General features: G+C 60.0%; 20 protein-coding genes. 15 read left to right on the top strand and 5 right to left on the bottom strand.

Annotated features, from left to right (window positions below; translation table 11 throughout):
• The first annotated feature begins 1 nt into the window (after position 1).
• The 4 genes from JNM85_08165 to folP all read left to right on the top strand — a co-directional run bounded on the left by JNM85_08165 (position 2) and on the right by folP (position 4,699).
• Positions 2 to 1,891: a DUF2029 domain-containing protein gene (locus JNM85_08165; GenBank protein MBL8088026.1), complete on the top strand. Its 1,890-nt coding sequence runs from the start codon at positions 2 to 4 to the stop codon at positions 1,889 to 1,891.
• A gap of 86 nt (positions 1,892 to 1,977) precedes the next feature.
• Positions 1,978 to 2,526: a hypothetical protein gene (locus JNM85_08160; protein ID MBL8088025.1), complete on the top strand. Its 549-nt coding sequence runs from the start codon at positions 1,978 to 1,980 to the stop codon at positions 2,524 to 2,526.
• Positions 2,523 to 3,875, top strand: a complete 1,353-nt coding sequence (locus JNM85_08155) for an aspartate kinase (GenBank protein MBL8088024.1) — start codon at positions 2,523 to 2,525, stop codon at positions 3,873 to 3,875. Before JNM85_08160 ends, JNM85_08155 begins: the two co-directional genes overlap by 4 nt.
• Positions 3,872 to 4,699, top strand: a complete 828-nt coding sequence (gene folP, locus JNM85_08150) for a dihydropteroate synthase (GenBank protein ID MBL8088023.1) — start codon at positions 3,872 to 3,874, stop codon at positions 4,697 to 4,699. The genes JNM85_08155 and folP overlap by 4 nt, the downstream gene beginning before the upstream one ends.
• On the opposite strand, the gene JNM85_08145 is transcribed toward folP, so the two are convergent.
• Together JNM85_08145 and JNM85_08140 are read right to left on the bottom strand one after the other, a co-directional pair.
• Positions 4,665 to 4,988 carry a hypothetical protein gene (locus tag JNM85_08145; GenBank protein ID MBL8088022.1) on the bottom strand — a complete coding sequence of 108 codons (324 nt, stop codon included), beginning with the start codon at positions 4,986 to 4,988 and terminating at the stop codon, positions 4,665 to 4,667. The two genes, folP and JNM85_08145, sit on opposite strands and share 35 nt — an antisense overlap.
• Positions 4,985 to 5,869: a sugar phosphate isomerase/epimerase gene (locus JNM85_08140; protein MBL8088021.1), complete on the bottom strand. Its 885-nt coding sequence runs from the start codon at positions 5,867 to 5,869 to the stop codon at positions 4,985 to 4,987. Before JNM85_08140 ends, JNM85_08145 begins: the two co-directional genes overlap by 4 nt.
• Before the next feature lie 98 nt (positions 5,870 to 5,967).
• Between JNM85_08140 and JNM85_08135 the strand changes: the two genes are divergently transcribed.
• The 4 genes from JNM85_08135 (at position 5,968) to JNM85_08120 (ending at position 9,322) form a co-directional block, all read left to right on the top strand.
• Positions 5,968 to 6,567, top strand: a complete 600-nt coding sequence (locus JNM85_08135; protein ID MBL8088020.1) for a PilZ domain-containing protein — start codon at positions 5,968 to 5,970, stop codon at positions 6,565 to 6,567.
• Positions 6,568 to 6,630: 63 nt separating this feature from the next.
• Positions 6,631 to 7,545: an ABC transporter ATP-binding protein gene (locus tag JNM85_08130; GenBank protein ID MBL8088019.1), complete on the top strand. Its 915-nt coding sequence runs from the start codon at positions 6,631 to 6,633 to the stop codon at positions 7,543 to 7,545.
• Positions 7,542 to 8,318 carry an ABC transporter permease subunit gene (locus tag JNM85_08125; protein MBL8088018.1) on the top strand — a complete coding sequence of 259 codons (777 nt, stop codon included), beginning with the start codon at positions 7,542 to 7,544 and terminating at the stop codon, positions 8,316 to 8,318. Before JNM85_08130 ends, JNM85_08125 begins: the two co-directional genes overlap by 4 nt.
• Positions 8,315 to 9,322, top strand: a complete 1,008-nt coding sequence (locus JNM85_08120; GenBank protein MBL8088017.1) for a hypothetical protein — start codon at positions 8,315 to 8,317, stop codon at positions 9,320 to 9,322. Before JNM85_08125 ends, JNM85_08120 begins: the two co-directional genes overlap by 4 nt.
• On the opposite strand, the gene JNM85_08115 is transcribed toward JNM85_08120, so the two are convergent.
• The gene (locus JNM85_08115; protein ID MBL8088016.1) at positions 9,319 to 10,596 is read right to left on the bottom strand and encodes an MFS transporter; all 1,278 of its coding nucleotides are present in this window, start codon (positions 10,594 to 10,596) and stop codon (positions 9,319 to 9,321) included. The genes JNM85_08120 and JNM85_08115 overlap by 4 nt on opposite strands.
• Positions 10,597 to 10,762: 166 nt before the next feature.
• Here JNM85_08115 and JNM85_08110 point away from each other — a divergent pair, with 166 nt between their 5' ends.
• Together JNM85_08110 and aspS are read left to right on the top strand one after the other, a co-directional pair.
• Positions 10,763 to 12,652, top strand: coding sequence for a hypothetical protein (locus JNM85_08110; GenBank protein MBL8088015.1), 1,890 nt, complete (start codon positions 10,763 to 10,765; stop codon positions 12,650 to 12,652).
• Positions 12,653 to 12,709: 57 nt separating this feature from the next.
• Complete coding sequence (gene aspS, locus JNM85_08105) at positions 12,710 to 14,524, top strand: aspartate--tRNA ligase (protein ID MBL8088014.1); 1,815 nt, start codon at positions 12,710 to 12,712, stop codon at positions 14,522 to 14,524.
• Here the strand turns inward: aspS and JNM85_08100 are convergent.
• On the bottom strand, positions 14,521 to 16,374 hold the full coding sequence (locus JNM85_08100) for a diguanylate cyclase (protein MBL8088013.1): 1,854 nt from the start codon (positions 16,372 to 16,374) through the stop codon (positions 14,521 to 14,523). The genes aspS and JNM85_08100 overlap by 4 nt on opposite strands.
• 251 nt (positions 16,375 to 16,625) lie before the next feature.
• Between JNM85_08100 and nrdR the strand changes: the two genes are divergently transcribed.
• Positions 16,626 to 17,108 carry a transcriptional repressor NrdR gene (nrdR, locus tag JNM85_08095; GenBank protein ID MBL8088012.1) on the top strand — a complete coding sequence of 161 codons (483 nt, stop codon included), beginning with the start codon at positions 16,626 to 16,628 and terminating at the stop codon, positions 17,106 to 17,108.
• Between the two features lie 102 nt (positions 17,109 to 17,210).
• Complete coding sequence (locus JNM85_08090) at positions 17,211 to 20,789, top strand: vitamin B12-dependent ribonucleotide reductase (GenBank protein MBL8088011.1); 3,579 nt, start codon at positions 17,211 to 17,213, stop codon at positions 20,787 to 20,789.
• A gap of 57 nt (positions 20,790 to 20,846) precedes the next feature.
• On the opposite strand, the gene JNM85_08085 is transcribed toward JNM85_08090, so the two are convergent.
• On the bottom strand, positions 20,847 to 21,485 hold the full coding sequence (locus JNM85_08085; protein ID MBL8088010.1) for a hypothetical protein: 639 nt from the start codon (positions 21,483 to 21,485) through the stop codon (positions 20,847 to 20,849).
• Between the two features lie 47 nt (positions 21,486 to 21,532).
• Here JNM85_08085 and JNM85_08080 point away from each other — a divergent pair, with 47 nt between their 5' ends.
• The 3 genes from JNM85_08080 to pruA all read left to right on the top strand — a co-directional run bounded on the left by JNM85_08080 (position 21,533) and on the right by pruA (position 25,821).
• On the top strand, positions 21,533 to 23,188 hold the full coding sequence (locus tag JNM85_08080) for a formate--tetrahydrofolate ligase (GenBank protein ID MBL8088009.1): 1,656 nt from the start codon (positions 21,533 to 21,535) through the stop codon (positions 23,186 to 23,188).
• Between the two features lie 123 nt (positions 23,189 to 23,311).
• Positions 23,312 to 24,115, top strand: a complete 804-nt coding sequence (locus tag JNM85_08075; protein MBL8088008.1) for a PEP-CTERM sorting domain-containing protein — start codon at positions 23,312 to 23,314, stop codon at positions 24,113 to 24,115.
• Positions 24,116 to 24,189: 74 nt separating this feature from the next.
• Complete coding sequence (gene pruA / locus JNM85_08070) at positions 24,190 to 25,821, top strand: L-glutamate gamma-semialdehyde dehydrogenase (protein MBL8088007.1); 1,632 nt, start codon at positions 24,190 to 24,192, stop codon at positions 25,819 to 25,821.
• Positions 25,822 to 25,845 lie beyond the last annotated feature (24 nt).

Here is a 25,845-nt window from a genome sequence, read left to right as displayed (position 1 = left end):
AGTGTTGAGCTCTGCTATTGTCCTGGTCTTCGGTCTCGTGTGCGCCTGGGCGGGCGCAAGCCTCCTGCCCAGCGCGCTCCGCGAGAGGATGGATCCGGCAGAACGGTTGGGCTTCGGGGGACTCTTGATGCTCGGCGTGCTGGGGACCCTCACCTTCCTCACCGCACTTGTCTCCACCTCGGCGTTGATCACCCTGATGATCGTCCCGGTCGGAGTGCTCGTCTGGCGTAGACCCCCGCTGGCCCACCTGAAGGGCAAGTTAGCGGTGCCCGGGCCGGTGCTTGGGCTCTTATGTCTGATCCCCTGGGTGAATGCGCTCGCACCGAGCGACGTCATGGACTGGGACACTCTGGCTTACCACCTTGCGGTCCCGAAGCTTTGGATCGAGGCCGGGCGGATCGAATATCTGCCGACGATCCACCACAGCAACTTCCCGTTCGTGTTCGATTCGCTTTTCCTCATGGTGCTGAAGCCGCTTGGCGAACATGGAGCGAAGACGTTCACGTTGGTCGCGCTGATTCTGGGGCTGCTCGCGCTGTTCGGCTTGGCCCGGCGCTGGACCCATGCGCTCGGCGCGTGGACGGTCGCGTTCGGGTTCGCCAGCATCCCCGTCGTTCTGTGGGAATCGGGTAGCGGCTACATCGATGTCGGACACGGCCTATGGGCCGGGCTCGGCCTGCTCGCCGCAGGTGAAGCGCTGCGGGAGCAAAGGCGCGAGCGGTTGGTGTTGGCGGCTCTGATGCTCGGGTTCGCCTGTGCCAGCAAATATACGGGCCTTCAGACGCTGCTTGCCGTCTGCGCTTGCTATGGGGTCGGAGCGCTCCTGATGCGACTGAGTTTTCGCACGGCGCTGCACGGTGTCTTGGTGGTTGGTGTGATCGGTGTCTCGATGGCGTCGCCTTGGCTCATCCGCAACACCCTCAACACGGGCAACCCGGTGTATCCGTTCCTCTATGAGCGCTTCGGCGGTCGGAATTGGGACGCCTGGCGTGCGGCAACTTACAAGAACGAGCAACAGACCTTTGGGCTGGGTCGAACCGAAACCAGCCGAAACTTCGCGCTTGCACCTCATGCGATCGTCGGCCTTGCCAGTCAGCCGGGTCGGTTCATCAACCCAGGCCAGGAGTCGGGCCGAGGATTCCCAATGGGCGCAGTCGGGATCGTCCCTCTTGTAGGGCTCTTTGGGTGGCTCATCTCGGGTCGGCGCGACCCCCGAATGACGTTTGGGCTGGCCGCATCGGGGCTGATGCTGTTCATGTGGTTCGTCCTCAGCCAGCAGTCGCGGTACATTATCCCGATCGCGCTGCCGGGCCTTTTCGCTCTCGCTTTCCTCATGAGCGACCGCATCGCAAGATTCGTTGCGCCCACGCTTGTCGCGGCGCAGTGCCTGTACACCGCGTGGATGCTCTACACCGTCAATACTACTCGCCAACTGCCGGTGGTCCTCGGGAGGCAAAGCGCCGAGAGCTTCCTCGCGGCCAGTACGCCCTTCGCTGCGGCTGCCCGGGCAATCAATGCCGATATCACCGTCAAGAAAGTCGCGCTGTACGATGAAGTGTTCGGCTACTTCCTGGACGTCCCCTACGTGTGGGCGAACCCTGGCCACAGCCTCCTCTTCCGGTACGAATCCATGGCTCGCGGCGAGCAACTCATCGCGCGGTTTCGTGAATTGGGGATCAGCCACGTCTACCTGAACCTCCGGCTCCTGGGACCAGCGCGAGAGGCTTGGGAGGAGGACGCCGTCGCGAGATCGGAAGAGGCGCGCGCGAAGTACATGTCCGACCTCAATCGTCGGTGGTTGCTCTTGCTGGCGGAGGCTCGCTCAGAGGGGTTACTCCGGGAGGTCTCGCGCGACCGAGGCTCAGTTTTGCTCGAAGTTGCGGGCTCGTGACCTGATCCAGCCGCACCCCCGCGTCTAAAATAAGACTGTGCGGCAATGGCGCCGACGCGAGGGAGCCTTCCCAAAGGTTGAATCAGTTGGCATCAAAACGGAACCGTTCAAAATTCTATACCGAGGCGATCTCGTGTGACGTCGCGCCGCCCGAGGCGGCCACTCCTGTCGAAACTGAGTTCGAGAAGAAGCGCGGCATCAGCAGGATCGAGCTACGATCCGAGTTCACCCAGATACACGTCTCGAACCTGGCCGAGCCGGTCATGGAGTGGCGTCTCAACGTCCTGGAGGCGATCGCCTCCCAGGGTGTGAGCGTCGACTTCATGAAGTTCTCGCCGTCGGGAGTATCGTGTCTGGTCGCCGACCGGGATGCGCCGCTCGCCGAACGAGGGCTGACGTCGCTTGGACTTGAGTTCACCGTCCACACTGACCGTAGCGTCGTGCTCGTACACGCGGTCAATCTCCGCGACGAAGAAGGGCTCATTGCCCGGATCCTATCGGTGGCGCTGGGGGCCGGTGCGCCGGTTGACCATCTGGGGGACACCCACGACCGCCTGTTGATTGCGACCACCGAGTCCGGCGCAAAGGTCATCCAGGAAGCGCTTCATGCTGCCAACCTTGAGGTGGACGCGTGAAGATCAAGGTCATGAAGTTCGGCGGGACGAGCGTCGCCACCCCCGAAGCACGCATGCAAGCCGCGCTTCGCGTCATCTCGGCCAAGGAGCAGGGGTTTCTTCCCGTGGTGGTCGTGAGTGCCATCGGGCGCAGAGGTCAGCCCTACGCGACCGACACCCTGATTGATCTCTTGCGAGAGATCGATCCGGCTATCCAACCCGATGCACGTGAAGTCGACTTGATGGTTGCCTGCGGCGAGATCTTTTCGAGCGTCATTTTCGCTCACACGCTCAAGTCTCTGGGGCACCAGGCGATGGCATTTCGCGGCGGCCAGGCCGGTATCCGAACTGACGGCAATTACGGCAACGCGCGCATCGTCAGCATCAATCCGATCGCGATTCGGCGTTCTCTGGAGAAGGGCTTCATCCCCGTAGTGTGTGGCTTCCAGGGCAATTTCTATCCGGATCCCGCGTACCCAGGGGGCGAACTCACCACCCTCGGTCGTGGCGGAAGCGATACGACCGGCGCGGCGCTAGGTGCGGCCCTGAAAGCCAGTGCCGTCGAGATTTTCACCGACGTGGAAGGTGTGAAGACCGCCGACCCCGATTACGTCCGCACTGCGCCCACGCTGAGTCAAGTGACCTACGAAGAGGTCGCAGAAATCGCCCACCTCGGCGCGAAGGTCTTGCACCCCAGAGCGGCCGAGATCGCCATGAAGTACGACATCCCGCTCTGGGTCAAAAGCACGTTCAGTCAAGCATCGGGCACGGAAATCGTGAAGCAGGGAGCACTGCCCAAGCGCGAGGTCAGTGGCATCACCCACACCGGGAAGCTGGTGCACTTGATGTTCGATCTGCACGAGGCTTCGGAAGTACATCGCGCCGCCCTGACCGCCCACGTCTTTGCGATGATGGCCAAGTACGGCATCAATCTGTACATGATGACTCTCAGTCCATCGGGCATCGGTTTTGCCGTACCGCGCGGGCAGTACCCGACAGTGGAGAACCTGATTGACGGTCTGGTCATCCCGCTCAATGGGGACGAGACCCAGATCTACATGTTCCAGGTAGGCGAGACTCCCTCGAAGGAGGCCGAGACCCAAGCGCACCTCCTGAAAGGGCTGGGTCGAGTGAAAACGGTGGCGATCGAGCTCACCGAAGGGTGCACCATGGTCAGCGTGATTGGGCGCGAATACTTGAACAAGGCGGGGGCATTCCACCGAGTCTTGAGCACGCTGTACGCAGAGAACGTCCCCGTCTTCCAGACCAGCGATAGTGGTCTTTCGCTGAGCTGCTTGATTCCAGAATCTGAGCTGGAGAAGGCAGTAAGCATCCTGCACGACAAGTTCGTGACCCTTGAGGTGCAATGAGCCAGTTCGAACTCCCAGCCGATCGCCCAGCGATCATGGGGATCCTGAACGTCACTCCAGACAGTTTCTCCGACGGTGGGCTCTATCAATCCCGCCAGGCTGCCATCGCCCATGCGCTCAGCATGCGCGATCAGGGGGCCGACGTCATCGACATTGGAGGCGAATCGACCCGACCTGGTGCTGCACCGGTCGAGGCCGAGGTGGAGATCGCCCGCACGATTCCGGTCGTCACCGAGCTGGCAAATCGCGGCATCCCCGTCTCCATCGACACCAGCAAGGCCGCGGTGGCCAAGGCAGCGATTGAAGCCGGAGCCCATATCGTCAACGATGTCACCGCCCTGAGCGATCCTGCGATGGCTGAGCTCTGCAACCTATCCGGATGTACGGTCTGCCTCATGCACATGCAAGGGACACCACGGACCATGCAACTTGCGCCCGCCTACCAGGACGTGGTGGCCGAGGTTCTCACGTTCCTCTTGCAGCGGGCAAGAAGGCTGGCCCTGCCCAAAGAACAGATTTGGATCGACCCGGGCATTGGCTTTGGGAAGACCACCGAGCAGAATCTAGCGTTGATCCGCGCGACGGATGTGTTTGTCGCGAGCGGGTATCCGGTGCTCGTGGGGATCAGCCGTAAATCGTTTCTAGGTCGAATCCTCGGCACCGAAACCGAACCTGCCCCCCTCGAAGAGCGACTTGAGGGGAGTCTCGTGCTCGCGGCACAGGCGCAACTCGCAGGTGCGCGCATCCTGCGCGTTCACGACGTCGCGGCGACCCGACGTGCAGTCCGGGTCACTCAGGCTTTTCGGAATCAGCAACCGATTTGATCGTCGGTACCAGTCGCGAGACGACCAGCGAGTGGAACACGCCCGCGGTCCCGCCCGCACCCAAGCCTAGGATGAGCACAGGAAGCGCGAGCCCCGGCTTGGCTCCGAGCACGAACCCGATCAGCCAGCACACCAGACCAATCGTTTCGGTCATGGCCCCGCGCAAAATCTTTCCCGCAAAAATCCGTGGTTGGAGGTCTTGCCGGAACAGCGTCGTCACGATGAGGAACGTTCCCCAGGAGCACAGGATCGCCGCCAGCGCCATCAAGACGATTTGTAGGGTCGTCACTTGGGATTCTCCACGTACGCTCCACCACGGCAGGTCTTCAGATAGTTCAAAGCATGCACCTGGCCGGTCATCTCCAGGTCCTCACGGTAGACGGGGTCGTGCCAACCTTCGATGTCGATTGCCCCGCAGAATCCGTTCATCCTCAAGAGAGTGATGATGTCGCTCCAATTCGTGTCACCGAATCCCGGCGTTCGGTGGTGAACCACATACATGCCGCTGCGCGTGCCGTACTTGCGCACTAGGTCGTGGTGTACCGTTGCATCCTTGCCATGAATGTGAACGACCTTGCCGACCCACTCGCGCAGATTCGCGATGGGATCGACGAACGAAACCATCTGGTGGCAGGGCTCCCACTCGAGTCCGAGCGAATCGCTGTTCACTGCGTTGAAGAGCATCTCCCAAGCCCGCGGGCTGTGCGCGATGTTGAACCTTGGGGACTCCCAAGAGCCGCCCATATCGCAATTCTCGAAGCCGATCTTCACCCCTTCGGCCTCGGCCATCCGGGTCAGCTCGCCCCACACTTCAACGAACCGGTCCAGATTTTGGTCTACAGGCCGATCCTCCAGCGCGCCGGTAAATCCGCACACTGTGTCGCACCCGAACGCCGCACAAAGCTTGACAATCCGCGGCCACTCCGACAGGCAAAGTTCATCGGTCATCGGGTTGCCGTAGAGTCCGAGCGCGCTGATCACTGCGCGGCCTTCGACCAGCCCCAGAATGCGCTTGGCGAGTTCAGAAACGTCTTCCGTGGGGAGCTTTTGCCAGCAAGTGAGCTGAAAACTCTCGAACCCATGGCCGATGATTTGAGGGATGACCGACTCTGCACGGTCCATCGAGACGAGCGTGCCGATTCGGATGTCCAAGTGCTGCGCGTGACTCATGTTTATTCAAGGGTACCAGCCATCTGATGATTGACAACTCGGTAACAATTTCGGTGAGTATTTGAGCGTTGTGAGCCGACTTTAAGCTAGGACGGACTATGGATCTGAAAATCTACCGCGGATATCGCTTCTTCGCGAAGTCTTTGCGCACCTCGGAATCGTTCTGGGGATGGGTCGCCGAGACCGAGGTGAATGATTTGCAGCTTGATCTGCTCGGCCAGACCGAAGCAGCCAAGGGCGACCGCCTGGCGTTTTCGATCACCATTCCCACGGGTACCTTCCAGTTCCTTGTCCGGGTCACTGAGCGCGACGGACAGACCCTTCGATGCTCCATTGACAGCCGCATCACCCTCGTCGATTCCAAACAGACTGCCCGTCGCCGCAAGCGAATGGAACTTCCGATCCAAATCGATGGCGAAGCAGTCATGGGTGAACTTTGCGATATCAGCGAAGGCGGCATCGGGCTAGAGACCTTCCAGCCGCTGCCAACCGGCACTCGACTGGAGTTTTCGCTCGAAACCGAGGATGGACCCCTCGCTGCGGCGGGGCACGTGACCTACTCCGGACCATCGAGTTCCGAAGGTTCTTTTCGCATCGGCGTGAGCCTGGAGAAGATGGATCGCCTCACTTGGGCGCGCTGGCAAGTGCTGTTGCAAGATGGTGAGCGTGTCACGGTAACTCGCACCCGCTCCGCTTAGCGAAGCATTTGAAGCCTCAAGTCTTAGGGTTTCGACCCTAACCTCCGATAATCTACTTTAACTATGTGCGATTACGCCATTGAAGTAGATCAGTTGGGGATTCAGTACTCCCGCAAGGGCAAGACACCGATTCAGGCAGTCACCGACCTCTCGTTCCAGGTGAAGACCGGCGAGATCATCGGATTCCTTGGGCCCAACGGTGCAGGCAAATCCTCGACCTTGAAAGTCCTCATGGGCTTCGTGCAACCGAAATCTGGCTCTGCCAAGGTCTTCGGGCTCGACGCTGGGACGGAGCAGGCCCGAAAGAAAATCGGATACCTGCCCGAGGTCGCCGTGTACTACCCGTACCTCACACCGCTAGAGACCCTGCGTCTCTACGGCGAACTCCAGGGTCTGCGGGGTGCATCGCTCAAGCGAGAATCGCAAGAGCTGTTGGATCTGGTCGGCCTCGATGATGCCATGAACCGGCTCAACCGAACCATGAGCAAGGGAATGCTTCAGCGCGTGGGGATCGCCCAGTCGCTGCTTGGCAGCCCTGAGCTGTTGGTGCTTGATGAAGTCACCAGCGGCCTCGACCCCGTCGGTCGTCGCGAGCTTCGCAACTTGTTGCTCGATCGCCAACGACAAGGCGCAACGCTCCTCTTCTCCAGCCACGAGTTGGCCGAGGTCGAGATGCTCTGCGACCGCATCATCCTTATAGACCAAGGCCGTTTGATCGAAGAGCGCGAGATGACCGCGCTCAAGGACTCCCTCCGCGGATTCGAAGTCGAGTTTTCTGGCGATATCGATTTGGACGTCCTCCCGAAAACGCTCGAATCGCTCGGTCGGCACCGCTGGCGGGCAACGTTCAGCAACAAGGAAGATTTGCTCCGGGCGATCGATCTAATCGTCCGCAATCGAGGGGTGATCCTCAACCTCATCGCGGCTGATGGTTCGCTTGAGGAGTACTTTGTCTCCACCGTTGGGAGGGCTGCATGAAGTTTCAAGTTTGGTGGGCGCTCGCACGCGCCGTGATTCTCGAATCGATCCGTCGCAAAGACCTCTGGGTTGTCGCGATCCTCGGGTTCCTCATCATGCTCAGCGCAGGCGCGCTTGGGTTCTTCGGACTCAACGGGCTCGAAGCATTCGCCAAGGACCTTGCTGCTACCGTGCTCGGCCTCTTCAGCACGATCATCGGCATCTTGACTGCGAGCCGCCTCATGCCGGAAGAGATCAAGAATCGAACGCTGTACCCGCTCATTGCCCGCCCGATTTCAAGGCTAGACCTGCTCATCGGCAAGCTCGTGGGGGCCATCTGCGTCACCTGGATCAGCTTCCTGATCTTGGCGGGACTCACCGCGATTTCGCTTGCGATGTTCCACGTACATTTCGAGCCGGTCATGGCCCAATTCGTCCTGTGCAAGGTGCTCGGTTTGAGCATTGTATGCGCCGTGAGCTTGAGCCTGAGTTTGTTCATGACCCCGGCTGCCGCGGCGACCATGAGCTTTATCCTCGCGTTTGGTTCGAGCATGCTTACCCGGGCATTCACGATGGCGTACGATTTCAGCCCGCCTGCGATGCAGGGGCTCTTCAAGGTCATGAATGCCGCGCTACCGCAATACGGACTCTTCGACCTCGGCTCACGCGCCGCAAACGCCCACTGGGGGCCAGTACCGCTTTGGGTTGTAGGGACTCTATTCGCTTACGCCTTGGTCTACTCCGCTGCGATGGTCACGCTGGGCTGGGTGAAGTTCAGGAAGCAGGCAGTATGAACTCATCCAAGTGGATCGGCCTAGGTGCTCTGAGCATCGCAGTACTGGCGAGCCTCGGTGCGCAGCGCGTGCAGCCCGAACTTGAAGCCCCGCACCAAAACGCGGGTCTGAACGCACACGAGACCCACGCGTCGGCGTCCTTGCTCGGGCAGTTTCGCACGAACTTATCGGCTTGGCTTTGGCTACGCGCCGATCTGTACCTGCACAACGGCGTCGAAATGCGACCGCTCACCGAACAAGAGGTGTCTGCGGGCAAGCGCGGCGTCGGATCAAGCGATAACCACGAGAACGAACTCCACGACGACAGCAAGATCACAACCGTGATCCCTTCCGCCGAACACGATTTCCGCGGCATCTTTGGGGACATCGAACGGGAAACCAAGACTTACAAGGACATGCGCGGGCACGATCACAACTCGCCGCGCGAGTCCCTCCCGCTATTCAGACTCATGACCTGGGTCGATCCTCAGTTCATCCCTGCATGGACCGTCGGAGCGAACATACTCTGCTGGGACAAGGATCCTATGGGGGTAGCCAAGGCCGTCGCCTACCTCAACGAAGGCATCAGTCACAACCCGAAGAGCATCGCCCTCCAGAACGAGATGGGAAGCGTCCTCCTGCGCAAAGCTAAGGACATGGACGCGAGCGTCCCATACTTCACAGCTGCGATTGCGCTGAAACCGCGCGATGCAAAGCTCTTGGAAGAAGAGGAATCCGACGCCCTGCAGCAGAGCTATCGTTGGCTGGCGTTGGTGCACCGCGAGCAAGGGAACCTGGCGGAGCAGTTGCGGATCGCACGCGAAGGGCTTGCGCAGTTTCCACAAGATCGCGTTCTCTGGAGACTTTCACACCCGATCCCCAAAGTGCTCAGCCCCTCGGCTTACGAGCTCGAACTGAAGCGGCACAAGGAGATCGACCTGGCCGCCGAGGCGGCCGCACGTGAAGACACGCATGACCATGATCACGACCATGATCACGGACACGGCCATGATCACGAGCATTAGGTCGAGCCGCGGACCTTCCTCAGTAGGACCGCTCCTGCGCCGGTAAACAAGCCTGCGACAAGGAACAGCGTGACGTAGCCCGCATGCGGGTAAGAGGTCACCATCTCTCCGCCGCGCTGCACCTGTGTGGACCCGAACGCTGCGATCATTTGACCGGCGAGCGGGGCGGCCACTGCCTGCGGCAGCGTCATGGCGATATGCCACACCGCCATGTCTTTGCCTGCATCGGCATGGTTCGGCAAGACATCCGATCCCAGCGCCCAGTCAACGCTGTAGTACGCGCCGTACGCGAGCCCAAAAATTGCGGCGGCAACGATCGCTGTGGGAACCGTGGTCGCGATCGCAAACCCCACGCAGATAATCGCCATCAATGAGTTTGCCCAGATGACGATTCGCTTCCGCCCATGTCGGTCGCCGAGCATGCCACCAACAAGCCCGCTGACACTCGCACAGACAATCACGCTGGCCCCCAGCAGCAGGGTCGTCTTGCTTGGATCGGAGCCGCGCAGGACGTCCGCGGAAAAGAAGATGAGAAATGGCTGAATGCAATAGAAACCCATGACCACCAGCGCACGCGTGATCCAGACCCAGCGGAAATCGTTGTGCTTCATCGGCTCCCAGAGTGAGGCAAGCATCTTCGACGGTGGAATCGCCGGGGGGGCCTCGGTGATAGCGGTCTCCTTGACCATGGTCATCGTGGCCACAAGCGAGAGCCCGAGTATCACCGCGAGCAGAGCCATCAGCATCGGGACTTGGTGAACCTTTCCAAGGAATGCTCCTGCTATCAGACCCAAGAGCGTACCGAGCTGCGAGAGCGCCGCCATGAACCCGGATGCCGTCCCTCGCTGGTCCATGGGGACCAGATCGGGGATCAACCCGCTATACGCAGCGGTGGCAATGTTGTTACCCAGGTTTGTAATGAGATAGCCCAACACCAACAGCGGAATGCTTAACTGATGCGCGGCGAATCCGATGCCAGCCAGGCCCACGATGCTCATGATCGTGCCGGTCAGCATGAATGGGCGGCGGCGACCTAGATGCGACAGGCAGCGGTCGCTCATAGGGCCGACGAGCAAGGGGACCACGATTGCGGCGATGCTGCCGATTCCGAGGATGTTCCCCGTGAGCTGCGCGGGATTGGCGCTGGCGGTAGCTTTGACGATGACCGCCACCGTGTAGGTCATCAGCACTCCCCAAAGCATGTGCGTGGTGAACCAGTAGCTGCTCAGGGCTACGTGGAAGGTTGTTCGCAACCGTTCGGTGGGCGTGGTCATGGGTGCGATGTTACTCGGTGGTGTTCGATGCCTGAAAATCGGATAAGATTCGGCAACGAACGGCGAGCCAATTTGCGTATCCTGGGGCATGCATTTTCGCCGCGGACTATTGGCTCCGCTTGTTTGCTTCTCGTCGTGCGCTCTCGCGCAACCCACGCCCCCCACAATGGCATGGTTTCAAATCCAGACCCCACCGACCATTGATGGTGACGTCACCGATGCCGAATGGGCCGGGGTACCGCAAGGGACCGGCTTCATCGACCCCGTAACTTCGCAACCCGCAGCAGACCAGACGGTGGTCTCCGTTGCGAGCGACGACCAAGCGATCTACGTGGCTTTCCGAATCACCGACTCACAGCCGGAGAATCTCACGGTGAGGACTTTCCAGCAGGGGGCGGGTATCCGCAACGAGGACGTCGTCTCGTTCTCCATTGACCCGTACGCTCGCGGGCGTGGCATGTGGCTCTCCACGTTCCGGATCAATCCGGCAGGGGTCACGGCCGAGACGATCGCGGGCGGTCGCGCCGCCAAACAGGAGTGGCGCGGACTGTGGAAAGGTGCGGCCAAGCGCACCGCAACAGGTTGGTCGGCAGAAATGCGCATTCCTTGGAAGGTTTTGGACCTGCCTGCCCAATCCCAGATTACGCCGATGATCAACTTCTCGCGATACCAGGCGCGCCCCGATGTACTCAGCCGATGGGCCGACATCACGCTGCGCGAACTGGAAGAGTACACCGGTCGCTGGGTTGATGTTCGTATTCCGAAGCAAACTCGTAAGGTAATCGAAGGACTTGCCTATGCCTCCCCTGAGTTTGACTCTCACGAGAAAGACAACTGGACTATGCGGTCCGGGCTGGACGTTCGCGCAAAGATGGATGGAGATCGCACCGCGCTCCTCAGTATCAATCCTGACTTTAAGAACATCGAGTCACAGGTGAGTACCATCGGGTTCACGCGTTCCGAAGAGTTTCTTGGTGAGTCCCGTCCATTCTTCAATGAGGGCGCGGACTTCTTCCGGACGACGGGTGATTTCAGTATCGGGCGAGCCTTCTACTCGCGCAGGATACAGCAGTTCGATCAGGGTGCCAAGTGGTTCGGCAGCCTATCGAAACGAATCCAAGCTGGTGCGCTTGTAGCACGCGACAGCGACCGCATCGATTCGGTCGCGAATGTCCGCTACGAGATCGACGCCCGAAGTAACGCGAACGTCTATGCCACCCAGCGCGACGAGAATGGCACCGCGAGCCGCACGATCGGAACCTCCGCGAACATCGAGAAGGGGTTTTGGGGAACGAGTTTCGATCTCGCGATGGTGGACAATCCCAAGGCCAAGGCCCAAGCAGGATCGGGCCAATTGTCCTACGGCGACGGGAAGGTCTACAGCGAGTTTCGCTACGTGGCGGTGCCCCAGAACTTCCGTCCGACGCTCGGACTGCCCGGGATTACAGACCGGCGGGGTGTATACAGCTTCACCGAGTACGGTTCCGACTACCGTTCGGGCCCGATTCGGGCACTGAACATCAATGTGTTCGCCTCTCTGCAAGACACGTTTTCTGGCAAGAATTCCGAGCGGTCGATCAGTGTCGGCAACTTCATCCGCACTTGGGCCAATATCGGCTTCAACACCGGCTTTGACCTCACCCGCTTCCGCGACGAGGAGGAACGGAACGTCTCGCTCAGCATGCAGCTCAACGTGAACAACCCTGATCGCACGGGCGGTATCTACGTGAGCAGAGGCGAACGCGGAGGAGTGAAAACTCGGAATCAGGGGTTCAACATCGTCCACAAGCTCGCGTCGAAACTCCGCGGTGCGGTCCAGTACGATCGTCGCGAGGATTCGGTGCGGATCGCCCAATGGGTCGGGTCGATGGCGTTCGAACTCAGCCGAACTCAGACCATCTCCGGTCGTTGGGTGCGTCGGGCTGGCGAGTCCAACTTCTATGTCGCCTACCGAAACTCAGGCTCGACAGGTATGGAGACGTTCGTCATCCTGGGAGATCCAAATGCTGCCAAGTGGCGCAATCGCGTGGCGGTCAAGTTTGTGTTTCCGTTCTAAGGCTGCACCGACCGTTTAGGTTCAATTGAAGCTCATTCGGGTATCCTACGGAGCCCGATGAGCTTCACGCAACGTACCCATTCCTGCGGCGACATCCGACCCACCCATGTCGGTCACGAGATCGTTCTTAACGGCTGGGCGCACAAAGTGCGCGATCTTGGTGGCGTTACATTTGTGGATCTGCGTGACCGCTCCGGCATCGTCCAGCTCGTCTTCAACCCCGACAAGTTCGACGTACGCGAACTCCGCAACGAGACGTGTCTGGCGATACGTGGCACTGTGCGCTCGCGGGACGAAGCGACCAAGAACCCCAAAATGACCACCGGAGAAGTCGAAGTGATCGTCGACTCTTACGACATACTCGGCCCCGCCAAGCCGCTGCCGTTCCCGGTGAGCGACGAAGATCAGATGCGCAACGTAAACGAGGAGCTTCGAGTGAAGTATCGCTACCTCGACTTGCGCCGACCATCGATGGCGCTAAAGTTGGTCTTGCGCGCCGCTGCTGTTCGCAAGATGCGTGCCTACCTTGATGCGCGTGACTTCACCGAGATCGAAACGCCCATCTTCACCAAGTCAACGCCAGAAGGTGCGCGCGACTATCTCGTGCCCTATCGACTTGAGCCAGGCAAGTTCTACGCTCTGCCTCAGAGCCCGCAGCAGTATAAGCAGATTCTCATGGTTGCTGGCATGGAGCGGTACTACCAAATCGCCAAGTGCTTCCGCGACGAATCCCAGCGGTCGGACCGCCAACCCGAATTTACTCAGCTCGATCTTGAGATGTCGTTCTGTACCCAGGAAGACGTTCTCCAACTGATTGAGGGGATGACGCTAGAGGTAATCAACTCGATCATCCAGGAGTTTGACCTACCGAAGGATCCGGTCCAGCCATTCATTCGCCTGACCTATGACGAGTCCATGCAACGATATGGCTGCGACAAGCCGGACGTTCGGTTCGGACTGGAGCTTTTTGATGTCTCCGGGATCGTCGCTGCATCGGGATTTGGTGTCTTCGCGGGCGCGGTTGAAGTGGGCGGCAAGGTACGAGGCGTCCGGTTCCCGGGCGGCAGTGTCCTCAGCCGCAAAGAGATCTCGGCACTGGAAGACTTCGCCAAGGAGTACGGCGCAAAGGGGATGGCGAACTTCGCGGTCGCGCGGGATGCCAACGATGGCGAGAACGTCCTGACGACCCCCAAGGGTCGCTTCGTCCGAGGCGGTTGCGCCAAGTTCCTGAGCGGGGAAGAGCAGGACGCGATCCTGGATGCCGCCGCCGCCGAGCCCGGCGATTTGCTCTGCTTCATTGCCGACGAATACTCGGCGGGAAACAACGTCCTGTACCGCCTGCGAGTCGAGATTGCCGAGCGTGCGGGTCTGCGCGATAAGCGCAAGTTGGTATTCAGCTTCGTACTCGATTTTCCGCTTGTGGAGTGGAATCCCGACGCCAACCGCTGGGACAGTACGCACCATCCATTCACCTCACCCAAGCCCGAAGACATGCAGTACTTGGACTCCGATCCCGGTCGCATCCGTGCCGACTGCTACGACGTCGTGTGCAACGGAACGGAGTGGGCCAGCGGCTCGATCCGAATCCACCGCCCCGATGTCCAAGCGCGCATTTTCGAACTCCTTGGGATTGATGCAGAGCGACAGCAAGAGCGATTTGGGCACATCCTTGAGGCGTTCCAGTACGGTGCGCCCCCGCACGGCGGTATCGCGCCGGGAATTGATCGCATGATCATGTTCCTGCTCGATGAGGAGAACATCCGCGAGGTCATCGCGTTCCCGAAGGTGGGAGGCGGTTACGATCCATTCATGGATGCACCCAGCACCATCGACCCGCAGCAGTGGGCTGAGCTTGGTCTGCGCCTGAGCTAGGCAGCTCGCTCGTCTGCGTCGAGCGGAGCACCAAAGACGTGCACGCGGTTGCGGCCCGAGTGCTTCGCGGCGTAGAGGGCCTGGTCTGCCAGGTCAATCAGCGTCGAGGCATGCATGATGTCCTGGGACGCCTCGACGACGCCGATGCTCATGGTGACCTTACGGTGCGGGAACTTGGTCTCCTCAATCACACTGCGCAGTCGCTCGGCAGCTTCGATCGCACCGTCGAGGGTCGAATTGCGGAGAATGACGGCAAACTCCTCGCCACCATAGCGTGCAACCACGTCGGTCGCGCGAACGTTGTCCCGCAGTACCGATGCCACCATGCGCAGGGCCTCGTCTCCCGCCAAGTGCCCGAAGATGTCGTTGTACGACTTGAAGTGATCCACGTCAAGAAGCAGGAATGACAGGGGCCTCCCGGTGGAATGGCTCTCATCCAGGTCATCCTCCAACTGCTCGTACAGCCGCCGGTGATTGGGAAGCCCCGTGAGTCCATCGCGCTGCGAGGTCTCCAGCAGCATTTGGTTTGCTGCGGCGAGCGCCTCGTTGGTGCTCTCGATCTGCTCGCGCATGTTCTCAAGCGCCTCGTTCGCGATCTCCAATCGCCGCAGTTGCTCCACCATCTCCAGCTGCATTCCGCGCAACTCCTCGTTCGCGTCGCGCGCGCGCTGTTCGTTGGACTGCGCTTGATTGCGCTGGATCTCAAGCTCCACCACCGAAGCCTCCAAGCTGCTCTGCATCATTTCGAGTTCGGTATTGCGTCCTTCGAGTTCTTCGTTGACCACGCGCATCCGGTCTTCGTTCTGCGAAAGCTGAGTCAATGCGCTGTGCAACCCGCGATTGAGCTCCTTCACTTCTCGCACGGCAATGATCAAGCGAACGATTCCGAGCACGAGGAGGCACACCGTGATGCCGAGAGCACTACGCCCCTCAGCAGTGCCATAGCGTGCCATGAACGTGTAGACGCCCCAACCGACGGCGGCGGGGACAAAGGCATACCAAAAGTGCATCGGAGACACTTCGAGTCGCTTCGACGCCTTGGAAGTTACCTCGGCGCGGTTTTCGAACAGCACCGCACGGTAAGCAGCAATGCCGTAGGCAACATACGCCAATGTCCACCCCATGTTGGCGACGAGCGGGCGGTTGTATCCGGGCGCAAGGCTCTCTTGCGCAAACCAGTAGTCAGCGACGAAGAATCCGATCCCGCCCACCACCAGCGGCCATCGTACTGCGCGTACCATGCCGGAAGCCGTCTGGATGCTCAGCAAGATCAGCGACGAGACGAGAACTAGGTCGCCGATGGGGTAGGCGACCAAAACTGTTTGTTCAAGCCAGGAACCCGTCGCGATCCCAAGAATGGGCTGGATGCTGAAGAACCAGGAGAACATCGCCAGCGACAGGATGCAAAGCATCGAGTCCAGCAGAAGCTTGATCCGCTGGGTACCGCCTGTGCGCACCTGTGGCAAAGTGCAGACCGCCCAGGCTACTGCGATGTAGTAGGTAAGGAATGCCATGTCAGCAAAGCTGATCACGGGCTCCCTGCCGTACTTCAGCTGGTAGGCCAGGAAGTAGATGTTGCCGAGCGCGAATAATCCCACCGCGACCAGCAGCCACCGGGCCGGTGCCGGGATGGCGTAGCGGTTGCGCAGCGCTGCTTTCAGAAAACCGCCGATGACCGCGAGGCCGATGAGAATATCGATCACCGTCGAAACGGTTTCTGTAGTCGTCAGCTCAAACGGCGACCAGAAGCAAGAGACGAAGAGCACGGCATTGAGGGCAATAGCAAGCCAGAACGGTGAAAGACTTTGCTTCACCGTGCCGCATGCACCCCGCTTGTGATCCCCAATCATGTCGTCACTGAGCACTCTAGCTCCCCCGCTAAGTGCCAGTACAGTTGTTCCGCAATCTCCCGCCGAACCAACACTTTTTTGTCATTGATCTTTTGACTGTCCTGATGATCTCGGGGAACAGCTGTGAATAACGCGGTGGAAAATGGCGAAAAAGCCGTGGGAAAAATGGGGGGCAGAAAGGGGTTGACGATACCACCTGTTGTGGTGCATCATGGATCAGCCACAAGATATAGTGGTTTCCAGAGAAATCGATGAAGTGTCCGTACTGCGGTTATCAAGAGCAAAAGGTGCTCGATTCGCGCCCCTCCCGGGAGGAGGAGGCAATACGCCGCAGACGTGAGTGTCTGCAATGCAGCCGAAGATTCACGACGTTTGAGCAGCCGGAAAAGCCGCGACTGTTTGTCGTGAAGCGCTCCGGCGAACGTGAAGAGTTCAGCCGTGACAAGGTCCTCATGGGGATGGTCACCGCATGTCGGAAGCGCCCCGTGAGGCACGACGATCTTCGAGATGCAGCGGAGCGCATTGAGCGCGAACTGTTCGATCTTTGCGAGCCCGAAATCGATTCGACAGAAATCGGAGAGCGGGTGGAAAGTGCGCTCCTGAATATGGATGGTGTCGCGTATGTGCGCTTCGCGAGTGTTTACCGCGAATTTGCCGATGCGGGCCAATTTAATGCCGTGGTGGATGCCTTGCGTCGCGATCAGAAGCGACTTCAATCGACCCAGAAACAGTAGAGGTCGGTAGAGAAAAGAGAATTCAAACGAGGGAAAACGTAGTAATATGTCTACTAGTCATGTCAGGATGATGCACGCAATCAACGGAGTGAGGTCCACGCAATGAAGGTCAGCCGCTACTTTACACAGACGGGATTAGGTCCCTACACCGGCATCGAATTCGAGCCTCGCAAGAGCGAGATTCGGAACCCCGATGGCAGCACGGTCTTCTCGATGGAGAACGTGATGGTACCGACACAGTGGAGTCAGGTTGCCACCGATATCCTCGCGCAGAAGTACTTCCGCAAGGCGGGACTGTCCGACGCCTGGAATGCCGAACAGCACCTGAGCGAATTTGGTGACCCGAATTCCGATCACGAGACGGACGCACGGCAAGTCTTCCACCGACTGGCAGGTTGCTGGCGCACATGGGGTGAGTCGCACGGCTACTTCGACTCCGCCGAAGATGCGCAATCGTTCTACGACGAGCTCTGCCATATGATGGCTCGCCAGATGGCTGCGCCGAACTCCCCGCAGTGGTTCAACACCGGCCTGCACTACGCGTACGGAATCACCGGCACGGCACAGGGACACTATTACGTTGATCCGAAGAGTGGCGAATTGCAGCGCTCGGTCAATGCCTACGAACGACCACAGCCCCACGCATGCTTCATCCTCTCGGTGAAGGACGATCTCGTCAACGAAGGCGGCATCATGGATCTATGGACCCGCGAAGCTCGCATCTTCAAGTACGGCTCGGGCGTCGGGACGAACTTCTCGCGCATCCGCGCCGAGAACGAGAAGCTCTCCGGCGGCGGCAAGTCGAGCGGCCTGATGAGCTTCCTGCGTGTCGGCGATCGCTCGGCGGGAGCGATCAAGTCCGGCGGCACCACACGCCGCGCCGCCAAGATGGTCTGCTTAGACGTCGACCATCCAGACATCGAAGACTTCATCAATTGGAAGGTCAAGGAAGAGCAGAAGGTCGCAGCCCTGGTGACAGGTACGGCCCTGAATCAGCGGCATCTGAACGCCATCATCCGCGCATGCCACACCGGCATGGCCTCGCCCGAGACCGAGGCAGACAAGTTCAACCCGCGCAAGAACCAGGCACTGTACACCGCCGTTGCGGAAGCCAAGTCCGCGGCAATCAGCCCGAACTACATACAGCGGGCCATCCAACTTGCTGAGAACGGTGTGACGTCGGTCGATTTCCCCGTCTTCGACACGGGCTACGAGAGCGAGGCATACGTCACCGTTTCGGGTCAGAACTCGAACAACTCGGTCCGGGTCTCGCACGACTTCCTGACTGCGGTCAACAAGGGTGCAGACTTCAATCTGACGGCACGCATCGACGGTCGAGTGATCAAGACGTTGCCTGCTCGCGACCTGTGGGAGCAGATCTGCGAAGCCGCGTGGGCGAGCGCCGATCCGGGCCTTCAGTACGACACAACGATCAACGACTGGCACACGTGCCCGGCCGATGGGCGGATCAACGCCAGCAACCCGTGCAGCGAGTACATGTTCCTCGATGACACGGCGTGCAACCTCGCGTCCATCAACCTGATCAAGTTCTACGAACCCGCCACGAATGAGTTCGATATCGATGGCTATCGCCACGCGATTCGCATCTGGACCATGGTGCTCGAGATCAGCGTGCTCATGGCGCAGTTCCCAAGCCACGAAATCGCCAAGCTCAGCTATGAGTTCCGGACGCTCGGCCTGGGTTACGCAAACCTGGGTGCGCTGCTCATGCAGATGGCGATCCCATACGACAGCCCGCAGGGCTTCGCGATCGCGGGAGCTCTCACCGCAGTGCTCGGCGGCGAAAGTTACGCCACGAGCGCGGAGATGGCACGTGAACTTGGCCCATTCCCGGGTTACGCACGCAACTCGGACAGCATGCTGCGGGTTGTGCGCAACCATCGTCGTGCAGCGTACAACGCCGGGAATGATCAGTACGAATCGCTCCACGTCGCCCCCGTCGGGATCGACTCGGACGAGTGCCCGACCGGTCTGCTCAAAGCCGCCCGAGAGGCATGGGATCGCGCCGAGAAGCTCGGCGAGGCCCACGGCTATCGCAATGCTCAAGTGACCGTTCTCGCCCCGACCGGCACGATCGGCCTGATCATGGACTGCGACACAACAGGCATCGAGCCCGACTTTGCCTTGGTCAAGTTCAAAAAGCTATCCGGTGGCGGTTACTTTAAGATCGTCAACCAATCGGTGCCGCCAGCGCTCGAGCATCTGGGTTATCGCCAAGAGCAGATCGAGGACATCATCGGCTACTGCTTGGGCTCCAAGTCGCTCGTCGGCTGTCCTCATATCAACCCCGAAGAGCTACGCGCTCGTGGTTTCACCAGCGAGATCATCGCAAAGATTGAGTCGAGCATTGAGAACGCCTTCGAACTGCCGTTCGTTTTCAACAAGTTCGTGCTGGGCGAAGAGTTCTGCCGCGAGTACCTTGGCTTCACCGAGGAGCAGCTCAATGACTGGAACTTCAGCATGCTGGAGGCGATGGGGTTCACCAAGGCTCAGATTGCCGAAGCCAACGACTACGTTTGCGGCACGATGACCATCGAGGGTGCGCCGCACCTGAAACTTGAGCACTACGCAATCTTCGACTGCGCCAACAAGTGCGGCAAGACTGGCAAGCGATACATCCTCGCCGAAGGGCACATCCGCATGATGGCGGCGGCTCAGCCGTTCCTTTCGGGCGCGATCAGCAAGACGATCAACCTACCTTCCCACGCCCACATCGAAGACGTCAGCAACGCCTACTTGCTCTCCTGGCAGCTCGGACTTAAGGCCAACGCGCTCTATCGCGATGGCTCCAAGTTGTCCCAGCCGCTCAACGCGGCGGTGGACGATGCGGCTGCGGCAATCCTTGAAGCTTCGCTCGGCGATGCGCCTTCCGAAGCGACCGTTGAGCAGATCGCTCAGAAACTGGTCTACCGGTACATCGCTAAGCGGCGCTTGATGCCAGGTCGGCGCAAGGGCTACACCCAGAAGGCACGCGTCGCGGGCCACAAGGTGTATCTACGCACCGGCGAATACGAGGACGGAGCGCTCGGCGAGATCTTCATCGACATGCACCGCGAAGGGGCGGCGTTCCGCTCGCTCATGAACTGCTTCGCCATTGCTGTCTCACTGGGTCTGCAGTACGGGGTGCCGCTGGAGGAATTCGTGGAAGCATTCGTCTTCACGCGGTTCGAACCAAACGGCATCGTCAACGGTCACGACAACATCAAGATGTCCACATCGGTCATCGACTACATCTTCCGCGAGCTCGCGCTGACCTATCTGGGACGCACCGACCTCGTGCAAGTCAAGCCGGAAGACCTTCGCAGCGATGCGATGCACCGACCTTCCAGCACCCTCGAATTCGAGGAGGAAGAGGATGGCGACGAAGTGCAGGGGTCGATCCCAGGACTCTCGACCGAAGACCACACTGCCCGCGGATTTGGCCAAGGCCCTAAGGAAGGCGACCCGCTCGGCGGCATTGGCGTCCCCGCTCAACGCTCGCCGGAATCGGCCCCCGCTGTGCCGGTCACTGTCGGTGGGGAACTCACCGCCAAGGTACGCGAAGCCCGGCTGAAGGGTTACGAAGGCGACCCGTGCTCGGATTGCGGGGCGTTCACGCTCGTCCGCAATGGCGTGTGTCTGAAGTGCAACACCTGCGGCGCGACCAGCGGCTGCAGCTAAGTCACTTCCACATGCCCCGGCTCCCACGTGGTAGCCGGGGCATGGTTATGTCTGGACTTATTCCCCTTCGTTCGACGTGTCGCCAGGCTGCTCCGATGGGCCGCGAGGCGTGGTCGGAACCGGAGTCGTAGGAGTCTGTGGGGTGGTGGTTGCGCCAGCTGCGGGTGCAGGCTGAGCGATGATCGGGGCCTCGGACGGCGGCGCTTCCGTCGGCTCGCCTTGGGTCCGATTAAGACCGATCAAGACCCAAAGTAGCACAGCGACCGCGATCAGTGTCAACAGCGAAATGGACAAAATCTTCCCGGTCGAGGGTTGCGCTTTCTTCGTCTTCCAACCCGCGTCCGACATCTTGTTCGCGGATCGAATCTCGAAGTCGTCGGAACCCTTTGGGGGATCTTTCACGATTTCCAGGTCCCCAAATCCACCCACTGCAGGAACAGCTGGCTTGGGGGCCGGGGTGGCCTGCGGCATCGTGTGTGCAATCGCTGGCTCGCTTGGAGTGTTGAAAAGCTCGGTAAGGTCAAAGTAGCCCGAGCCTTCGTCTTCTGTCTTGATGACGATATCGGGGTTGCCGGTCGAATCGGGCTTTGCCACTACCGGGTCCGGAGCGCCGTTGATCTCAATCCCACCGCTATCCAGATCAATCGGCTGATCAGACTTCTTCGGCTCCATAGGTTGGTCGTTCGGATCGTTCATCGCGAAGTAAGGATACCGCCGCGAACTCGCCAGCGAAGATTCTGCGCATGAGGAAAACTGTACTCATGCCGACCGAGACCAATCTCTATATCGCCCAAGCCGCCAAGTTACAGGACATCCAGGCGCTGGCAACGGGCTACCACCTCGCGGACGATGAGTTCGAACCGCTGGGGCGGGCCAAGGCGAAGCTCTCGCGCGATGGAATCCGCAGACTTGTGACGGGCAAAAAGGGGAAGCTGGTGTTGGTCTCTGCCATTACGCCGACTCCTGCGGGGGAAGGGAAGACGACCACCACGATTGGCCTCGCTCAGGGGCTGTGTAAGATCGGGCACACTGCGATCCCCTGCGTGCGCGAACCCTCTCTCGGTCCAATCTTCGGCAACAAGGGCGGCGCATGCGGAGGCGGGTACAGCCAGGTGCTGCCGATGGAAGACATCAACTTGTTCTTCACCGGAGATTTCCCTGCGGTCTCAAGCGCGCACAACCTCCTTGCCGCAGCAATAGACGCGCACCTGCACCATGGTAACCGCTGTCGCCTCGATGCCCGTAGAATTACCTGGCCGCGAACGATCGACATGAACGACCGGGCGCTTCGAGAGATTGTCATCGGGCTCGGCGGCTCAACCAACGGTTATTCGCGGGAGGATGGCTTTGTCGTCTGTGCTGCGAGCGAGATCATGGCGATCCTGTGCATGACCACGGGAATGGAAGACTTGAAAGCCCGGCTTGCACAGATTGTCGTCGGGCAAGATGATCAGGCGGCCCCCGTTCGTGCCGGCGCGCTTGGGGTGGTCGGAGCGATGGCCGCACTGCTCCGTGAGGCGATCCGTCCCAACTTGGTCCAGACCCTCGAAGGTGGTCTGGCATTCGTCCATGGCGGGCCGTTTGCAAATATCGCCCACGGCTGTTCCTCAGTACTCGCGACCCAGTGCAGCCTTGGCCTCGCCGAGTTCACGGTCACCGAGGCAGGCTTCGCGAGCGATCTCGGAGCGGAGAAGTTCATGAATCTGGTTGTGCCGCAGATCGGGAAGGCCCCAGAGGCGGTGGTCCTCGTCGCGACTGTCCGGGCGCTTCGTCACCATGGGGGCGGCGAGCTCGGCCCTGGCCTCCGGAACCTGGAGCAGCACGCATCGCACCTCAAGAAATACGGCGCGCCTGTCGTCGTGGCGATCAACCGATTTGAGGACGACGAAGAGCACGATCACCGCGTGATTCATGAGGCGTGTCGCGCGATGGACGTCGGCTGTGCAAGTGCAAACCCCTGGGGTGGTGGTGGGGAGGGATGTCGGCAACTCGCAAAAGTGGTCAACCGCGTCGCCAATCAGCCGTCAACATTCGAACCGCTTTATCGGCCCACCGACTCCATCGCCCGAAAGCTTCATCTCATTGCTTCCGAGGTTTACGGTGCCATTGGAATCCGGCTTCTCGATGGAGCACGCCGCCGGTTGGTCTGGGCCGAGAAGCATGGAATGGGGCACCTATCGCCTTGCGTGGCCAAGACTCAGTACAGCTTCGCTGACGACGCCGCGAAGGGACACACGCCGACCGATTTCGAGGTGACGATCCGAGAGCTTCGGCCCCTAGCTGGTGCGGGCTACATCACCGCACTCGCGGGCGAAATCATGCTTATGCCGGGGCTCGGGAAAGAGCCCGCCGCCTTTGGAATCGACGTCATCGACGATCAAATCATTGGACTCGTGTGATCGAACCGCAAAAACTGAGCACGAAACTACGGACAATGTGACAATCTCGCACGCAAACCCAGCAAAGACACCGGCCTAACCGTGCCGCGTCGCGGATAGAATCAGATGCGGAGGACAGAGGACATGTCAACTTTTCGTTTGACTGCCCTAGGGGCAGTTGTTTTTGCATTTTCGGCGCTGGCGCAAGCGAGCGATCCAAATTGCTGGGTGCGTGGTGTCGGTACGACTTTCGGAAACGTTTCGAACTCGAGCAGCAGCAATCCTATGGACAGCAACATCCTGCCGGACGCGGCGGATTTTCTGTACGATAACACGACCGATATCCCGACGAGCGTCGGTTCGGCGTACATCAACACTTCCGGCTACGCTCAGTACGGCGCGATGCGCCTGACCACCTACGCCGCGATCGAAGGTTCTGGTACCGTCGGCTCGACCACACAACCACCGGCCGGTACCAACCCCGGTTACAACCTGGGATTCAAGGACCAGATCGAATTCTGGACCCCGTCGATTGCGTTTGGTGCGCCACTCGATTGGCAGATTTGCTTGACGCTGAAGAGCTTCACGTCCGGCTTTAGCCCGACGGCATCCAGCACCTCAGCGAGTGTTCGGTTGGGTTCGAACCCTGCGATGAACCTCTCGCACGCGGCCTCCGGCACGCAATCGACCTTCATCTGCCGCACCTACACGATCGCCAACGGCGATTCGTTGTCGTTGTTCGGCGGTCTGGGCAACTCCGTGCTTGCCTCTGGCGCAGGTAGCTACTATCTCGGGTCGGAGATCGAAGTGACGATTAGGCCTCTGACGAACCCGAATGCAGTGTTCAGCTCGTGCAGCGGGTACGCCTACGCGGTGCCCGAGCCCGGAAGCCTCGCCGCCATCGGCGCAGGCCTCTTGCTGCTCGCGCGACGTCGTCGCAAAGCATAAACCGTCGGTTATGCCCCTCTCCGCTTGATAGGCGGGGAGGGGCTTTTCGTTGCCTGGCCGGTACACTCCAAGGCATGAACTGGGGCAATTTCACCTACCCGCTACCTGTCAATGAGCCGGTCCTGCAGTACGCACCAAACTCGCCCGAACGCGCAAGGCTAAAGGCGCAGCTGGCCGCATTTCAATCTGAATCGGTCGATATTCCGATGTTCATCGGTGGAGCCGAAGTACGTACCGGCGACCTGAAAGCCATCGTCCAGCCGCACAAAATCGCGCACACGCTAGGCCACTTTCACGCGGGTAGCGCCGCCAATGTTCAAGCGGCGATCGATGCGGCGCTCGCCGCGCGCGAGCACTGGGCATCGCTGAGTTGGGAGAATCGAGCCAACATCTTCCTCCGGGCCGCCGACCTCATTGCGACCAAGTATCGCATGCACCTGAATGGCGCAACGATGCTTGGCCAAAGCAAGAACGCCTACCAGGCCGAGATCGACTCCGCCTGTGAGATCATCGACTTCTTGCGATTCAACGTCCACTTCCTCGACGAGATCTATCGCCAGCAACCGATCTCGGGCGCGGGCATGCACAACCGTATGGAGTACCGCCCACTGGAAGGGTTTGTCCTCGCGGTCACTCCTTTCAACTTCTCGGCGATTGGAGGCAATCTGCCGACCTCGGCTGCGCTGTGCGGGAACGTCGTCGTGTGGAAGCCAGCGAACACCCAGGTCTACAGTGCGCACGTTTTCATGCAGATCCTCTTCGAGGCGGGGCTGCCTCCGGGAGTCATCAATCTCGTGACCGCTAACGGACCGACCGTAGGGGAAGTCTGCTTTGCCCATCGCGACTTCGCCGGCGTCCACTTCACCGGCTCGACCGGCGTTTTCAACTCTATGTGGGCGTCGATCGGGTCGAATGTTGGCCGGTACAAGAGCTACCCGCGTATCGTCGGGGAGACGGGCGGCAAGGATTTCGTCCTGGTGCACCCATCCGCTGACCCCGCCGTCGTTGCAACCGCGCTCCTGCGCGGGGCATATGAGTATCAGGGGCAAAAGTGCTCTGCGGCAAGTCGCGCCTACCTCCCTAGTAACCTCGCTGGTGCGGTGAAGGACCGATTAGTCGCGGACATGAAGACGCTCAAGATGGGGCCGGTCGATGACTTTTCGAACTTCGTCAACGCGGTCATCGATGAGAAGTCGTTCGACAACATTGTTCGGTACATCGACGGCGAACGTGCCAACCCGAGTGCGACGATCCTACAAGGAGGCGGTGCCGACAAGTCGGAGGGATACTTCGTCGAACCGACCCTGATCGAAACCACCGATCCCAAATCGACGACCATGTGCGAAGAAATCTTCGGACCGGTTCTGACGATGACCACCTACCCCGAGAACGATTTCGAAGGCGCGATGAACCTGGTCGATTCGACTTCACCGTACGCCCTCACCGGCGCGGTCCTCAGTCAGGATCGAGACGCGGTGGATCGAGCAGTCGCGCGGCTGAGGAACTCCGCGGGCAACTTCTACATCAACGATAAGCCAACCGGCGCGGTCGTGGGCCAACAGCCGTTTGGTGGGGCGCGGGCGAGCGGCACAAACGATAAGGCGGGATCGGCCCTCAATCTGTACCGCTGGCTGAGCGCGCGGACGATCAAGGAAACGTACAATCCGCCGACCGACTACCGCTATCCCTTCCATCAAGCGCCGTAACATTCAAGCAAGTGGGACTTGCAT

This window comes from Chthonomonas sp. (assembly GCA_016788115.1).
In the GTDB taxonomy this organism is placed as follows: domain Bacteria; phylum Armatimonadota; class Fimbriimonadia; order Fimbriimonadales; family Fimbriimonadaceae; genus UBA2391.
The sequence above is the reverse complement of the archived record's forward strand: the minus strand, read 5'-3'. Positions and strand labels throughout refer to the sequence as shown.